16 protein-coding genes and 1 pseudogene are annotated in these 15,055 nt (G+C 61.1%); 8 read left to right on the top strand and 9 right to left on the bottom strand.

Annotation, left to right across the window (positions count from 1 at the left end; all coding sequences use genetic code 11):
- Positions 1-89: 89 nt before the first annotated feature.
- Both Q6A48_RS04545 and Q6A48_RS04540 read right to left on the bottom strand, forming a co-directional pair.
- Positions 90-275 (bottom strand): hypothetical protein, encoded by a 186-nt coding sequence (locus Q6A48_RS04545; protein ID WP_304552380.1) that lies wholly within the window; start codon positions 273-275, stop codon positions 90-92.
- Positions 276-292: 17 nt separating this feature from the next.
- Positions 293-595 carry a DUF1883 domain-containing protein gene (locus Q6A48_RS04540; protein WP_030142225.1) on the bottom strand — a complete coding sequence of 101 codons (303 nt, stop codon included), beginning with the start codon at positions 593-595 and terminating at the stop codon, positions 293-295.
- A gap of 199 nt (positions 596-794) precedes the next feature.
- On the opposite strand from Q6A48_RS04540, the gene Q6A48_RS04535 reads away from it, so the two are divergent.
- Positions 795-1,145: a hypothetical protein gene (locus Q6A48_RS04535; protein WP_304552378.1), complete on the top strand. Its 351-nt coding sequence runs from the start codon at positions 795-797 to the stop codon at positions 1,143-1,145.
- Position 1,146: 1 nt separating this feature from the next.
- On the opposite strand, the gene Q6A48_RS04530 is transcribed toward Q6A48_RS04535, so the two are convergent.
- Both Q6A48_RS04530 and Q6A48_RS04525 read right to left on the bottom strand, forming a co-directional pair.
- Positions 1,147-1,428, bottom strand: coding sequence for a hypothetical protein (locus Q6A48_RS04530; RefSeq protein WP_304552377.1), 282 nt, complete (start codon positions 1,426-1,428; stop codon positions 1,147-1,149).
- A gap of 115 nt (positions 1,429-1,543) precedes the next feature.
- Complete coding sequence (locus Q6A48_RS04525; protein WP_304552376.1) at positions 1,544-1,756, bottom strand: hypothetical protein; 213 nt, start codon at positions 1,754-1,756, stop codon at positions 1,544-1,546.
- A 233-nt stretch (positions 1,757-1,989) separates the two neighbouring features.
- Here Q6A48_RS04525 and galU point away from each other — a divergent pair, with 233 nt between their 5' ends.
- From galU to ahpF, 4 genes are all read left to right on the top strand, one after another.
- Positions 1,990-2,829 (top strand): UTP--glucose-1-phosphate uridylyltransferase GalU, encoded by an 840-nt coding sequence (gene galU / locus Q6A48_RS04520; RefSeq protein WP_003182953.1) that lies wholly within the window; start codon positions 1,990-1,992, stop codon positions 2,827-2,829.
- Between the two features lie 333 nt (positions 2,830-3,162).
- Complete coding sequence (gorA, locus tag Q6A48_RS04515) at positions 3,163-4,518, top strand: glutathione-disulfide reductase (protein WP_304552369.1); 1,356 nt, start codon at positions 3,163-3,165, stop codon at positions 4,516-4,518.
- Positions 4,519-4,856: 338 nt separating this feature from the next.
- A complete protein-coding gene (gene ahpC, locus Q6A48_RS04510) occupies positions 4,857-5,420 on the top strand; it encodes an alkyl hydroperoxide reductase subunit C (RefSeq protein ID WP_011061677.1) in 564 nt (187 codons plus the stop codon).
- 126 nt (positions 5,421-5,546) lie between these two features.
- Positions 5,547-7,109: an alkyl hydroperoxide reductase subunit F gene (ahpF, locus tag Q6A48_RS04505; RefSeq protein WP_304552350.1), complete on the top strand. Its 1,563-nt coding sequence runs from the start codon at positions 5,547-5,549 to the stop codon at positions 7,107-7,109.
- Between the two features lie 181 nt (positions 7,110-7,290).
- Here the strand turns inward: ahpF and gloA are convergent, their stop codons facing one another.
- The gene (gene gloA / locus Q6A48_RS04500) at positions 7,291-7,812 is read right to left on the bottom strand and encodes a lactoylglutathione lyase (protein WP_304552349.1); all 522 of its coding nucleotides are present in this window, start codon (positions 7,810-7,812) and stop codon (positions 7,291-7,293) included.
- Positions 7,813-8,005: 193 nt separating this feature from the next.
- Between gloA and Q6A48_RS04495 the strand changes: the two genes are divergently transcribed.
- Positions 8,006-8,542, top strand: a complete 537-nt coding sequence (locus Q6A48_RS04495; RefSeq protein WP_304552348.1) for a DUF4946 domain-containing protein — start codon at positions 8,006-8,008, stop codon at positions 8,540-8,542.
- A gap of 160 nt (positions 8,543-8,702) precedes the next feature.
- Here the strand turns inward: Q6A48_RS04495 and Q6A48_RS04490 are convergent, their stop codons facing one another.
- Both Q6A48_RS04490 and Q6A48_RS04485 read right to left on the bottom strand, forming a co-directional pair.
- On the bottom strand, positions 8,703-9,068 hold the full coding sequence (locus Q6A48_RS04490; protein ID WP_304552346.1) for a histone-like nucleoid-structuring protein, MvaT/MvaU family: 366 nt from the start codon (positions 9,066-9,068) through the stop codon (positions 8,703-8,705).
- 298 nt (positions 9,069-9,366) lie between these two features.
- Positions 9,367-10,249 (bottom strand): annotated as a pseudogene (locus Q6A48_RS04485) (LysR family transcriptional regulator).
- A 72-nt stretch (positions 10,250-10,321) separates the two neighbouring features.
- On the opposite strand from Q6A48_RS04485, the gene Q6A48_RS04480 reads away from it, so the two are divergent.
- Positions 10,322-11,266, top strand: a complete 945-nt coding sequence (locus Q6A48_RS04480) for a DMT family transporter (protein ID WP_304552344.1) — start codon at positions 10,322-10,324, stop codon at positions 11,264-11,266.
- A 247-nt stretch (positions 11,267-11,513) separates the two neighbouring features.
- Complete coding sequence (hppD, locus tag Q6A48_RS04475; RefSeq protein WP_304552343.1) at positions 11,514-12,590, top strand: 4-hydroxyphenylpyruvate dioxygenase; 1,077 nt, start codon at positions 11,514-11,516, stop codon at positions 12,588-12,590.
- Between the two features lie 177 nt (positions 12,591-12,767).
- Here hppD and rarD read toward each other — a convergent pair whose 3' ends face one another.
- Both rarD and Q6A48_RS04465 read right to left on the bottom strand, forming a co-directional pair.
- The gene (gene rarD / locus Q6A48_RS04470) at positions 12,768-13,652 is read right to left on the bottom strand and encodes an EamA family transporter RarD (RefSeq protein ID WP_304552341.1); all 885 of its coding nucleotides are present in this window, start codon (positions 13,650-13,652) and stop codon (positions 12,768-12,770) included.
- Positions 13,653-13,822: 170 nt separating this feature from the next.
- The gene (locus tag Q6A48_RS04465; protein ID WP_304552340.1) at positions 13,823-14,836 is read right to left on the bottom strand and encodes an aldo/keto reductase; all 1,014 of its coding nucleotides are present in this window, start codon (positions 14,834-14,836) and stop codon (positions 13,823-13,825) included.
- Between the last annotated feature and the right edge of the window lie 219 nt (positions 14,837-15,055).

The raw sequence follows: 15,055 nt of genomic DNA, 5'->3' as shown, positions 1-15,055 counted from the left end.
GATACGTCGGATTGGCCAGTCTGGCGAAGGGTCCGCGGGCGAACACCCCGGATCTTGCGGTCTCGCGCCGCCGAACCGGGGGGCGAGCGCTACAACGCCTTGCTGACCTTGACGTCGGTGATCACGTCGTCGGTCTGCCCATGCAGTGCCTGCAGGGCGGCCAGGGCTTCTTCTTCGGTGCCGGTTTCCAGCTGCGCGAATTCGAAACGGCGTTCGTCGTTGAGCTTGTACTTGATGACGTATTTGGTCGTCTGGGCCACGGTTTTGCCTGTCATGAAAAGGGAGTGATGCTTCAGCTCAGCTTGGAGCTGGAGCGCCGGATGATCTTGATCTTGTGGGTCAGGGTCGGCTTGCGCGTGACGCTGATGGCCCGGCGGCTGACGGTGTCGATGGTGATGTTCCAGAAGCCGGTGCTCGGGGCGGTGATCCGGGCCGGGAACGTGTCGAACGCGCCGCCATGATAGGTGTGCCGGCCGCCGTTCTTGAAGCTGCGGAAGTTGGCGTCGTTCATCAGGCGGATGTTGCACATTTGCGAGCATTCGATGACGACGATGTCATCTTCGTTCAGGTGCTCGCGCTGGTGGATGAATTTCATGGGCGCCTCCAGAAGGGCTTTTTCTACAAAATCAAACGATAGCAAGGACAATGGTGTGCAGTTTATCAGCCCCAGGGGGTAATATCCGGCCGGCGTCCGGGGCTTTGGTCATTTATCGCCGCAAGCGCAAAAAAAAGACGGTGGGCGCTGGAGAAAAACAGCGTTCGCACTGTCCGAGGGTCTTTATCGGAGGAATCATATGAAGCGCAGCGTGTGGGTGTTGGCATTGGCCTTGGGTGGATGTGCGTCCGTATCGGACATCAACCAGACGCCGCCCACCATGAGCGTCATCTCCGGCAAGAAACCCCACGAGTATGCCAAGTGCGTGGCCGACCACCTGGCCAGCAGCCGTGGCCCGCTGCAGATGGAGCCGCACAAGAACGGCATGCGCCTGATCGTCCCGGGCAAGCTGTCGTCCCTGCCGGCCGCGGTGTTCGACATTGACGAGCGTTCCAGCGGCAGCAGCATCAAGTTGCACGAGAGCATGTCCAACGTGCCGGTGCGTCCCGGCGATGTGCAGGACGCGGCCAACGCCTGTATTTCCGGCTGAGTTACTTGCAGACCACCACGACGCTGCGGCTGGTGTAGTTGCCGACGTCGACCCCCAGGGTCTTTTCGCTTTCCTTCGCCTGTGGCGTGCCGTCGGTGCCGACGATGCGGTAACCGGTGCCGGCGCACGAGGCATCGGCTTTTTCATAGCAGGTGGCCCAGGAATTGGCTTCGCCCGAGCAGTCGATGGCGAGGCCTTGTTCGCCGTTGGTCAGGTAGGTTTTTTCTGCTGAGGCACAGCCCGCCAGGGCCAGGACTGTAAACAGCGCCAGAAGTGTTTTCATCGGGATCGTCATCGAGAAGGGAAGGGCAACCGCGAGGTTATAGCGAATGGCCATTCCGGTACAGCTAAACCGCCTCGTTCGATGCCCGGCGGGCATCTACTGGAGGCAGGGCTGGCTATTTCTTGCGGCGCGGGCTGCGCGGCGGGGGCGTGTCGCGCTCCTTGGCGGGCGCCGAGCGGTCGTCCTGGAACACCGCGGCCACTTCCACGGCCATGGTCTTGGTCGGCAAGGGGCCGGCGACCTGTTCGCCGTGGTAGTTGATAATCCACCATTGGCCGTCCTTGCCCTGGCTGACCGAATAACCGTTTGCGTTTCTTGTTGCCGACATCTAGCTGCCTCATTGGCGGGATCAAGGCCGCCATGATACGCCAAATGCTCGCAAACAGCGCCCATGGGCGTAGAGTGAGAGCCCGCAATTCTCGAAACGAAAGACGATTGAACTATCCGCCGTTTTTTATTTCTCTATGATGGCATCGGTTGGCCAGCGTGGGCATTGTAAGGTTCCCGTTGCCTGATTAGACTGCGCCGAAACTCGTACACACCGCCTTTTCAAGGACTTATATGATCAAGAAATGCTTGTTCCCAGCAGCCGGTTACGGTACTCGCTTCCTGCCAGCGACTAAAGCCATGCCCAAAGAAATGCTGCCGGTGGTGAACAAGCCACTGATCCAGTACGGCGTCGAAGAGGCCCTCGATGCGGGCCTGACGGAAATCTCCATCGTGACTGGCCGTGGCAAGCGCGCACTGGAAGACCATTTCGACATCAGCTACGAGTTGGAAAACCAGATCAAGGGCACCGACAAGGAAAAGTACCTGGTCGGCATCCGCAAACTGCTGGACGAGTGCTCGTTCTCCTACACCCGCCAGACCGAAATGAAAGGCCTGGGCCACGCGATCCTGACCGGCCGCCCGCTGATCGGTGACGAACCGTTCGCCGTGGTCCTGGCGGACGACCTGTGCGTCAACCTCGAAGGCGACGGCGTGCTGACCCAGATGGTCAAGCTGTACAAGCAGTTCCGCTGCTCCATCGTCGCGATCCAGGAAGTCGACCCGCAGGAAACCAACAAGTACGGCGTCATCGCCGGCGAAATGATCCGCGACGACATCTACCGCGTCCACAGCATGGTTGAAAAACCAAAGCCTGAAGACGCGCCGTCGAACCTGGCGATCATCGGCCGCTACATCCTGACCCCGGACATCTTCGACCTGATCGAACAGACCGAGCCAGGCAAGGGCGGCGAAATCCAGATCACCGACGCTTTGATGAAGCAGGCCCAGAACGGCTGCGTCATGGCCTACAAGTTCAAGGGCAAGCGTTTCGACTGCGGTGGTGCCGAAGGCTACATCGACGCGACCAACTTCTGCTTCGAGAACTTCTACAAGACGGGCAAGGCTTACTGATAGCCGGCACTGCGCCTTGAAAAAATCCCCGACTGGTTCGGGGATTTTTTATGCCTGTCGGGAATTGTTTACCAAGGCCATGATGATCCTGTGGCGAGGGGATTTATCCCCGCTGGGTCGCGAAGCGACCCCAAGTTGGTTACCTCGTTATTCAAGGAGGAGTATTGGGGCCGCTTCGAAGCCCAGCGGGGATAAATCCCCTCGCCACAAGGGTGTGTTCTGCAACTTTATATCCTGCCTCTGGCTTTTCCATTTTCCGCCCCCATAACCATTGCAACGCTGCCTCAGGTGAAAACAGCAGGTATGCTGATGGCCTGCCGAAGGAGATAGAAAATGGCCTACGATTTTGACTTGTATGTGATTGGCGCCGGTTCCGGTGGGGTACGGGCGGCGCGCTTCGCCGCCGGCTTCGGGGCGAAAGTGGCCGTGGCGGAAAGCCGCTACCTGGGCGGGACCTGCGTGAACGTCGGGTGTGTGCCGAAGAAGTTGCTGGTCTATGGCGCGCACTTCGCCGAAGACTTCGAACAGGCGCCGGCCTACGGCTGGACGGCCGGCGAAGCAAGCTTCGACTGGGCCACGCTGATCGCCAACAAGGACCGGGAAATCAATCGCCTCAACGGGATCTACCGCAACCTGCTGGTCAACAGCGGCGTGGTGTTGCACGAAGGCCATGCGCGTCTGACCGGGCCCAACGAAGTCGAGATCAATGGCCAGCGCTACACCGCCCGGCACATCCTGGTCGCCACCGGCGGCTGGCCGATGATCCCGGACATTCCGGGACGCGAGCACGCCATCAGTTCCAACGAGGCGTTCTTCCTCAAGGAACTGCCCAAGCGGGTCATCGTGGTCGGCGGTGGCTACATTGCGGTGGAATTCGCCGGGATCTTCCATGGCATGGGCGCCCAGGCATCCTTGCTCTATCGAGGCGACCTGTTCCTGCGTGGTTTTGACGGCGCGGTGCGCAAGCACCTGGCCGAAGAGCTGGCGCGCCGTGGCCTGGACCTGCAATTCAACGCCGACATCGAACGCATCGACAAGTTGGACGACGGCAGCCTCAAGGTCACGCTCAAGGACGGTCGCAGCGTGCTTACCGACTGCGTATTCTACGCCACCGGTCGCCGCCCGATGCTCGACAACCTCGGCCTGGAGAACACCCGGGTGACCCTGGACGACAAGGGCTTTGTCCAGGTCAACGAGCAGTACGAAACCGCCGAGCCGTCGATCCTGGCCATTGGCGATGTGATCGGCCGCGTCCAGCTCACGCCGGTCGCCCTGGCCGAGGGCATGGCTGTGGCGCGACGCCTGTTCAAGCCGGAGCAGTATCGCCTGGTGGATTACCGGATGATCCCCACGGCCGTGTTCAGCTTGCCGAATATTGGCACGGTGGGCCTGACCGAGGAACAGGCCCGGGAGGAGGGTTACCAGGTGCAGATCTTCGAAAGCCGTTTCCGGCCGATGAAGCTGACCCTGACCGATTGCCAGGAGCGTACCCTGATGAAACTGGTGGTCGATGGGCAGACCGACAAGGTGCTGGGTTGCCATATGGTCGGCCCGGATGCCGGTGAGATCGTCCAGGGCCTGGCCATCGCCCTCAAGGCCGGCGCCACCAAGCGTGATTTCGACGAAACCATCGGCGTGCACCCGACGGCCGCCGAAGAGTTCGTTACCATGCGTACCCCCACGGCCTGATCCACGAGCCCGCTAGCTCTGCCTGAAATGGTCTGCACTCGCCCATACTGCGTTGAAACGGGGCTCGGAATGCTCATGTACTCCAGTACACTGCGCTTCCTCGCCCCGTTTCGCCTTGTCTGGCCTTCGCGCAGACACATTTCAGGCAGGGCCTAGCCCGCGATTTTCGAAGACATCGAAGAATCGCGGGCTTCGCAGCGGCGACAGATTTCTTCTATCTATAGAGTTCCCTGATAGCCAAAACCAATCATTCGCATGAGCTTTGCCAATGAGCCAGGCCGGGCATGAGTGGTTAAGATTCTCTCCATCAACTTTTCAACCCTGACGGAGAAACATCGATGCCTATCATCAACAGCCAAGTCAAACCGTTCAAAGCAACCGCCTTCAAAAACGGCGCCTTCGTCGAAGTATCGGACGCCGACCTGAAAGGCAAGTGGTCTGTCGTATTCTTCTACCCAGCCGACTTCACCTTCGTCTGCCCAACCGAATTGGAAGACCTGGCCGACAACTACGCCGAGTTCCAGAAACTGGGCGTCGAGATCTACAGCGTGTCCACCGACACTCACTTCGCCCACGCGGCCTGGCACAACACTTCGCCAGCCATCGGCAAGATCCAGTACACCATGATCGGCGACCCGACCCTGGCCATCTCCCGCAACTTCGACGTGCTCATCGAAGAGGCCGGCCTGGCTGACCGCGGTACCTTCGTGATCAACCCGGAAGGCCAGATCAAGATCGTTGAAATCAACGATGGCGGTGTAGGCCGTGACGCTTCCGAGCTGCTGCGCAAGATCAAGGCTGCCCAGTACGTTGCCGCTCACCCGGGCGAAGTCTGCCCAGCCAAGTGGAAAGAAGGCGAGGCCACCCTGGCTCCGTCCCTGGACCTGGTCGGCAAGATCTAAGTCCATGCGTCATCCGAGGGCGAACCAGCTCTTGATCTAAGTAAGCCGCTTCGCCCCCACAAAACGCCCGGGCGAGATTCGCTCGGGCGTTGTTTTTTCTGAATTCAAAACATGGAAATCGCCCGTATGTTGGACGCCAATCTTAAAGCTCAGTTGAAGTCATACCTGGAACGGGTCACCCAGCCGATCGAGATCGTCGCATCCCTCGACGACGGTGCGAAATCCCAGGAAATGCTTGCGTTACTCAAAGACGTTACCAGTCTTTCCGACAAGATCACCCTGCTCGACAACGGCACCGATGCGCGCAAGCCATCGTTTTCGTTGAACCGCCCGGGAGCCGAGATCAGCCTGCGCTTCGCCGGCATCCCCATGGGCCACGAATTCACTTCGCTGGTGCTGGCCTTGCTGCAAGTCGGCGGTCACCCGTCCAAGGCCAGCGTCGAAGTCATCGAGCAGATTCGCGCACTCAAGGGCGAATTCAACTTCGAGACGTATTTCTCGCTGTCGTGCCAGAACTGCCCGGACGTGGTCCAGGCGCTGAACCTGATGGCGGTGCTCAACCCCAACGTCCGCCACGTGGCCATCGACGGTGCGCTGTTCCAGGCCGAGGTCGATGAACGCCAGATCATGGCCGTGCCGAGCGTGTACCTCAACGGCGTGAACTTCGGCCAGGGCCGCATGGGCCTGGAAGAAATCCTGGCCAAGATCGACACCAGCGGCATCGAGCGCCAGGCCGAGAAAATCAGCGCCAAGGAAGCTTTCGATGTGCTGGTGGTCGGCGGTGGCCCGGCTGGCGCTTCGGCGGCGATCTACGCGGCCCGCAAAGGCATCCGCACGGGTGTGGCGGCCGAGCGTTTCGGCGGCCAGGTGCTCGACACCATGGCGATCGAGAACTTCATCTCGGTCCAGGAAACCGAAGGGCCGAAACTGGCCGTCACCCTGGAAGAACACGTCAAGCAGTACGACGTGGACATCATGAACCTGCAACGTGCCGACGCCTTGCTGCCTGGCAAGGACGGCAACCTGCATGAAATCAGGTTCGCCAGCGGTGCGAGCCTCAAGGCCAAGACCGTGATCCTGGCGACCGGGGCCCGCTGGCGCGAAATGAACGTGCCGGGCGAACAGCAATACCGCAACAAGGGCGTGGCGTACTGCCCGCACTGCGACGGCCCGCTGTTCAAGGGCAAGCGCGTGGCGGTGATCGGTGGCGGCAACTCCGGTGTCGAGGCGGCCATTGACCTGGCCGGTATCGTCTCCCACGTCACCTTGCTGGAGTTCGATGTGCAATTGCGTGCCGACGCCGTATTGCAGCGCAAGCTCCACAGCCTGCCCAACGTGACCGTGATCACCAACGCCCAGACCACTGAAGTGACGGGCGATGGCCAGAAGGTCAATGGCCTGCGCTACAAGGACCGTCCGAGCGGTGAAGTGCGGGATGTGGCGCTGGAAGGGATCTTCGTGCAGATCGGCCTGTTGCCCAATACCGACTGGCTCAAAGGCACCGTCGAGCTGTCTGCGCGCGGCGAGATCATTGTCGATGCCCGGGGGGAAACCTCGATCCCGGGCGTGTTCGCCGCCGGAGACGTGACCACCGTGCCGTACAAGCAGATCGTGATCGCCGTGGGCGAGGGGGCCAAGGCTTCGCTGAGCGCCTTCGACCACTTGATCCGTGCCTCCGCGCCGGCTTGATTGACCGATAGCAGCAAAAACAAAACCCCATGGGCCAATGGCTCATGGGGTTTTGTTTTGGGTCACGCATCACCCTGTGGGAGCGAGCTTGCTCGCGATCGCTGCAGCACATTCAATATTGATGTGCCAGACAGACCGTCATCGCGAGCAAGCTCGCTCCCACAGAAGGCCGTGGTGAGTGTTAGAGCGGCGCCGGCTGGATGATCTCGACCCAGTAGCCATCCGGGTCCTTGATGAACGCGAGGCTTTTCATGCGGCCGTCGCTCAGGCGCTTCTGGAAGTCACAGCCCAGCGCTTCGAAACGCTCGCACGCGGCGACGACGTCCGGTACCGAGATGCAGATGTGGCCAAACCCGCGAGGGTCGGTGTTGCCATTGTGGTAGGCGAACGCCGGGTCGTTTTCGGTGCCATGGTTGTGGGTCAGTTCAAGGATGCCGGGGATCGACTTCATCCATTCGGTGCGCGCCGCGGCGTCCGCCGGGATCTGCCGCTTGTCCACCAGGGCGAGGAAGTACAGGCTGAATTCGGCTTCCGGGAAGTCGCGTTTTTCCACCAGGGAAAAACCCAGCACGCGGGTGTAGAAGTCCAGGGACTTGGTGATGTCCTTGACCCGCAACATGGTGTGGTTGAAGACGAATCGGGCCGTGGCGGCGTCCGGTTGTGCGGTGACGCCAGGGAAAGTATCGAGTTCGTGCAGGCTCATGGGCCCTCCGGAAAATAAGTGGGGCAAACGCCGTCGCGGCTTGTCGCGACGGTTCCTGGGCTTGCGTGAAACAGCTTCCTTGCAGGTGCGCCCATGATACGCAAGGGCCGCGGCATCGCCAAACCGCGCGTGGCTATTGCCTGCTCCTGCGGTGGGCTTCAGACTTCAGGCTTCGTCCCTGGATGCCAACGCAATGATTCGACCGTGCCTTTCGCTGTTTGTCCTGTTCTTTGTCGCCGTTGCGAGCGCCGGCGTCCAGGCGGATGAGCCGCAAGTAGCCTGGCCCCAGGGCTGGGTCGTCGAGCCGCTGCCCGCCACGACGACGGCTGCGCCGACGGCGGAGGGCACCGTGCGCCAGCGGGCATCGAAAAGTGATTCGGCCGGCAATGCACTGATGGTCATGGAACTGACCACGACCCCCATCGAGCCTGATCATCAGGTCAACTTGCAAGGCGTGTTGCTGGAGATGCGCAAGTCTATCCAGAAGGATTTTTTCCAGGGCGGCTACCAAAGTGTCTGCAATAAGATCCATGCCGCCATGTTGGGTGGCGTAACAGCACTGGAAACCACTTGCACCATCACGCAAAACGGGCGGCACGTATTGTCCCAGACTCTCGTTGCGGCACTAAACGCGGGCAGGGCTTATGTGTTGTCCTATGCAGGCCAGGCGCAGGTATTTATTGATAGTCAGGACGAAATACAATCGGTGCGCAACAGCCTGAAACTGTAGGGCTTGGCCCTCTCGTCATGGCGCCTTCTGACAAGCCCTGACCTTCGTCTCAAAACTTTTCATACAGAGCCTAGTACTTCAGGATTAATCCCAAAGTTCAGCGCATAAAAAAAGCCCCGAGTGAGTAGGCTCGGGGCTTTTTCATGCGGGTAATGGGCTGTCAGCCGCGCAGCCAGGAATCCACAGTGGCCGCGCCATACTGTTCTTTCCAGGCCTTCAGGCCGCGGTGGTTGCCACCCTTGGTCTCGATCAGCTCACCGGTGTGCGGGTTCTGGTAGACCTTCACCACGCGCGCACGGCGAGTCTTGGTGGGTTTGTTCGATTGCAGGCTGGCCTTGGACGGGTTCGGGTCGAGGATCGCGACGATGTCGCGCAGGCTCTTGCCGTAGGTCTGCATCAGTCCCTGGAGCTTTTCTTCGAATTCGATTTCTTTCTTGAGCCCGGCGTCGTTCTTCAGGGATTCCAGCTGCTTGAGCTGTTCTTGAAGGGCCTTTTCGGCTGCACGAAATTCAGCGAGTCTGGACAAAATCATTACTCCAATCAAAATGTTTGGCTGATATCAACCGCAAACAAAGCCACACGCCTAGCGCCATGAAGCGACGGGGTGATAAACGACTCTCCTGCTATCTAGCACAGGTAAAAAAATTGTAGTAGTTAAACCGCAAAGTGTAAATCGTAACTTTTTCGCCATGTAACAACAGTGCCGGTTCTTTTATGAATGGAACGCTGGCGTCAATGTCTCGGCGGTGGCGGCAGTTGGCTTTATACCGGGTGCATCTAACGTCTTGCAGGTTAATCAGTTGCAAGTAACCAGGTTGTGGAAGTTAGCCCCGTGGACCGCGGATCGACTGCCTTGCCAGTTCGATGAACGCCAGGGTGGCGGGCGATGCCTGGCGACTGTCCAGCACCGCCAGGCCCACCTGGCGGGGTATCGGCGGTGCCAGGGGGCCGGCTGACGAAGCCCGGGTTTTCGCTGGCCGGCAACGAGCCTTCGGACACCACGCTCACCGCCTCGCCCCGGCGCACGACATCCAGGGTGCTGAGCAGCTGCGAGCAACGGAAGCGCACGTTCGGCGTGAGCCGGGCGGCGTTGAACAGGCGCGTGACCAGTTCCGATGATCCGGCCTCGGTGAGCACGAACGGATCGTCGCACAAATCCTTGAGGTTCAGGCTGGCCTGGGCGGCGAGGGGATGGTGCATGGGCAGCAGCGCGACCATCTGGTCTTCCATCAACGCGAAGGTATCGAAACGGTCCTCGGGCAGCACCACGAAGCCGACGTCGATCCGCCGTTCATCCAGCCATTGGATGACCTGCCTGTCCGGCCCTTCGTCGATGTGCACTTCGATCCCCGGGTGCAGGGCGCGGTAGCGCTGCACAAGCGCAGGCAGCAGTTTCATCGACGCGGTCGGCCCGAACGAGCCGATGCGCAACGTGCCACGGCGCATTCCCCGGGCATCGGCGGCTTCCTGGCGCAACGTGTTGGCCAACCCGAGCATGGCCCGGGCCCGCCCCAGCAATTGCTGACCGATGTCGCTGAGCTCCACCTGGGCCTGGTGACGCCTGAACAACTCCACCCCCAATTCCTGCTCCAGCGCCTTGATGGCATGGGACACTGCCGACTGGCTGATGCCCAGGCGCGTCGCCGCTGCGGTGAAGCCCCTCAGTTCGGCGACCACGGAGAAGATTTCCAACTGGGTGAGGGTCATGAGTGAATGCTCATTTTACGATGATAGGGTATGAGGCCAACAATACGGCATCCCAACCGATCGCGGCACCCTATGAAAACCTTCGAACACGCCCTCGCCACGCCCTCCGACCTGCCGGTGTACCTCAAGCTTGGCCTGGTCACCATGATCTGGGGCGGCACGTTCGTCGCTGGCCGGATCCTTGCCGATGCCCTGGTGCCGCTGTTCGCCGCCAGCCTGCGCTTCCTGCTCGCCAGTCTCGCACTGCTGTCGTTCCTCGCCCTGGCGCGCATTCCCCTGGTCAGGCCCAGCGTCAGGCAAGGGCTGCAACTGGCCGCGCTGGGCTTCTTCGGCATCTTTTTCTACAACCTGTGCTTCTTCTATGGCTTGCAGTCCATCAGCGCATCGCGAGCCTCGTTGATCGTGGCCCTCAACCCGGCGGTGATCGGGCTGGCGTCCTGGGGCTTGTTCAAGGAGCGCCTGGGCGCGCTGAAAGTCGCGGGCATCGTGCTGTGCATCGGTGGGGCGGGGTTGGTGATCGTCAGCCGTGACCCCTCGTTACTGCACGGGGCGAGGCAAAGCTGGCTCGGCGACGGGCTGATCTTCGGTTGCGTGCTGGGGTGGGGGGTCTATTCGCTGTTTTCCAGGGGCCTGAATGAGCGCCTGGGTCCGTTGCAAACCGTCACCTGGTCGATCCTGCTGGGCACGCTGATGTTGTGGCTGGCCTGCGCCATCGGCGGTGAGGTTCGCCCCGAAGCCCTGCGCGGGCTGGACGTGAAACAATGGCTGAGCCTGCTGTACCTCGGTGTGTTGGGCTCGGCCCTGGCCTACATCGCCTGGTACGACGGTATCCGGCGGATAGGGGCGACCCGTTCCGGGGTGTTCATCGCCCTCAATCCGCTGACGGCGGTGCTGCTTGGCGCGCTGCTGCTGGACGAACGGTTCACCGCCTTGATGGGCCTGGGCGGCGGGTTGATCCTGGCTGGCATCTTCCTGTGCAACAAACCCCTTGCGTGGTCGAGGAAAAAGGCGATTTGATACGGAAGGCGGACAAATCTGGTTACGCTGTGTAGAATCGATTTACGCATATAAGAATAACGTCTTCTGGCAGCAGAAGCCTCGCCCGCAAAAGCCTTGGGTCGACCATGAAGATACTTGGGTTTCAACTGATCTACGGCGATTTCCTCGCCCGCAGCGTTCGCGGTATTTCCTGCGCGCCGCCCCGTGCCCTCAGCATCACTGGCAACTGACGTTTGTTAATTGATAAGCATGATGAGGCGCCGACATGGCAGATCTATACGAAAACCCGATGGGCCTGATGGGCTTTGAATTCATCGAGTTCGCAGCCCCGACCCCCAACACCCTGGAGCCGATCTTCGAGATCATGGGTTTCACCAAGGTGGCGACCCACCGTTCCAAGGACGTGCACCTGTATCGCCAGGGTGCGATCAACCTGATCCTCAACAACGAACCCCACAGCGTGGCGTCGTATTTCGCCGCCGAGCACGGCCCGTCGGTGTGCGGCATGGCGTTCCGGGTCAAGGACTCGCAAAAGGCCTACAAGCGCGCCCTGGAACTCGGCGCCCAGCCGATCCACATCGAGACCGGCCCGATGGAGCTGAACCTGCCGGCGATCAAGGGCATTGGCGGGGCGCCGCTGTACCTGATCGACCGTTTTGGCGAAGGCAGCTCGATCTATGACATCGACTTCGTGTTCCTCGAGGGCGTCGACCGCAACCCGGTGGGCGCCGGCCTGAAGATCATCGACCACCTGACCCATAACGTGTACCGCGGGCGCATGGCTTACTGGGCCGGCTTCTACGAGAAGTTGTTCAACTTCCGCGAGATTCGCTACTTCGACATCAAGGGCGAGTACACCGGCCTGACCTCCAAGGCGATGACGGCCCCGGATGGCATGATCCGCATCCCGCTGAACGAAGAATCGTCCAAGGGCGCCGGGCAGATCGAAGAGTTCCTGATGCAATTCAACGGCGAAGGCATCCAGCACGTGGCGTTCCTGACCGACGACCTGGTCAAGACCTGGGACCGGCTCAAGAGCATCGGCATGCGCTTCATGACCGCGCCGCCGGACACCTATTACGAGATGCTCGAAGGGCGCCTGCCCAACCATGGCGAACCGGTCGAGGCGCTGCAATCGCGGGGCATCCTGCTGGACGGTGCGTCCGAGCAGGGCGACAAGCGCCTGTTGCTGCAGATTTTCTCGGAAACCCTGATGGGGCCGGTGTTCTTCGAATTCATCCAGCGCAAGGGCGACGATGGCTTCGGCGAAGGCAACTTCAAGGCGCTGTTCGAGTCCATCGAGCGTGACCAGGTGCGGCGTGGGGTGTTGACCACCGAATAAGGCCTGCCCCATGAAAAAGCCCGCCCGGCAGTGATGCCGGGCGGGCTTTTTATTGCCAACAGACAACCCCTGTGGGAGCGAGCTTGCTCGCGATAGCGGTGGTTCGGCTTGCATCCATGTTGAATGTGCCGCCGTCATCGCGAGCAAGCTCGCTCCCACAGGGGGTAGGCGGCGACCTTACGTTCGGCGTCGCTGCCGCATCAGGTGCTTGAACCCTTCGAACACCAGCACCGCCACCGCCAGCCAGATCGACAGGTAGGTCAGCCACTCGCCGGCCTTGATGCTTTCGCCCAGCAACAGCGCGACGCCCAGCAACAGCACCGGCTCGACGTAGCTCAACAAGCCGAACAGGCTGAACGGCAGCAATCGGCTGGCCACGATGTAGGACACCAGCGCCGAGGCGCTGATCACCCCCAGCACCGGGATCAGCAGGGACAACCACGGGTGCTGGTCGAACACGTTGAAGCCTTGCTCGCCGCTTTGCACGAACCAGAGTGCCACGGGCAGCATCAGCGTCATGTCCAGCCAGAGGCCGCCCAGGTTGTCGGTCTGGATGCGCTTGCGCAGGATGAAATAGATCGGATAGCCGATCACCACCAGCAAGGTTGCCCAGGAAAAACCCCCGGCCTGGTACAACTCGTTGAACACCCCGAGGGTGGCGAAGAACACGGCGATTTTCTGAAGATACGACAGCCGTTCGCCATAGACGATACGTCCGGTCAGGACCATCGACAGCGGCAACAGGAAATACCCCAGCGACACATCCAGGCTGTAGCCGTTGAGCGGCGCCCACATGAACAGCCACAGCTGCGCCCCCATCAGCGCCGACGACGCGATCGCCCCGATCAACAACCGTGGGTTGGCCACCAGGCGCCGCAGCAGCGCCGTGACCAGTTTCCACTCCCGCGCCACCAGCATGAACACGGTCATGCAGGGCATCGTCAGCAACATGCGCCAGCCAAAGATCTCCACGCCGGTCAGCGGCGTGAGCAGCGAGGTGTAGTAATACATGACGGCGAACAGCGCGGAGGCCGAGACCGATAGGGTGATGCCTTTGGACACAGTGATTCTCTTGAGGGCGATCAGTCGACATGCAACCTGTGGCGAGGGGATTTATCCCCGTCGGGGCGCAGCCCCTGGCTTGGCACACTATGGCGCCGGACTCAGAGGGCAGCTTCGCAGCCCACGGGGATAAATCCCCTCGCCACAGGGGAAAGGTAGAGTCTAGAAAGTCATGACGTACGCGGCACGCGCCCCGGCACGAAATGGCCCACGTCGTTGAATCCCGGCGTCGACGCATGGCCCGGGGTCACCAGCGAGTCGATGAAGGCTTCATCTTCGGCGGTGATCGTCACCGCTTGCGCCTTGGTGTATCCATCCCATTGTTCCTCGGTACGCGGCCCGACGATCGCCGAGGTGACCGCGCGGTTGTTCAGCACCCAGGCGATGGCGAACTCGACGATGCCCATGCCCCGGCCCTGGGTGTACTGCTGGATCTGCTGGGCGATGCGCAAGGATTCGACCCGCCATTCGGTCTCCAGGATGCGCTTGTCCTGGCGACCGGCGCGGCTGTTGGCGTCCGGGGCGGCATCCGGCGCGTACTTGCCGCTGAGCACCCCCCGGGCGAGGGGGCTGAAGGGCACCACGCCGAGGCCATAGTTCTGCGCGGCGGTAATCTGCTCGGTTTCCGCCTGGCGGTTGACGATGTTGTACAGCGGCTGGCTGATCACCGGCCGGTCGATGCCCAGGCTGTCGGCAATCCGGATCACCTCGGCGATGCGCCAGCCACGGTAGTTCGACAGGCCCCAGTAACGAATCTTGCCTTGGCGGATCAGGTCGCCGATGGCCGACACGGTGATGTGCAGCGGGGTGTTGTGGTCCTCGCGGTGCAGGTAATAGATGTCCAGGTAATCGGTGCCCAGGCGGGTCAGGCTGGCCTCGATGCCGTTGAACAGGTGCTTGCGGCTCAGGCCGCTGCGGTTGGGCACGCCGTCCGCCGGGCCGAAGCCGACCTTGGTGGCGAGCACCCATTCGTGGCGGTGGCGGGCGATCGCTTCGCCGACGATCTCTTCCGAGCGGCCGTTGGTGTAGACGTCCGCGGTGTCGATGAAGTTGATGCCCTGGTCCCAGGCCTTGTCGATGATCCGCAGCGAGTCCTCGGTGCTGGTCTGTTCGCCGAACATCATGGTGCCCAGGGTCAGCGTGGAGACCTGCAACCCGGATTGGCCTAGCGTGCGGTAGCTCATGACAAGATCCTTTCATCCATGGGAAAGGCCCAATCAAACCCCAGAACGGCCATGCGGATCAAACACAATTCTCAAGCACCCTCAAATCAACCGTGGGAGCCAACTGTCTTTCACCCCCACCCGACCCGCGGTCGTCTTTTGGGTGCTATTGCGGGCTCAAATGGCCCCCTCCGGGGCCTCAAGCGGTTTGATCCCGCCACGGCGTGCCGTCGCGCACCA

Source organism: Pseudomonas citrullilanati, from assembly GCF_030580855.1.
GTDB classification, from domain to species: Bacteria; Pseudomonadota; Gammaproteobacteria; order Pseudomonadales; family Pseudomonadaceae; genus Aquipseudomonas; species Aquipseudomonas citrulli.
Note: the sequence above shows the minus strand (reverse complement) of the source record. Positions and strands in the feature narration are given on the sequence as shown.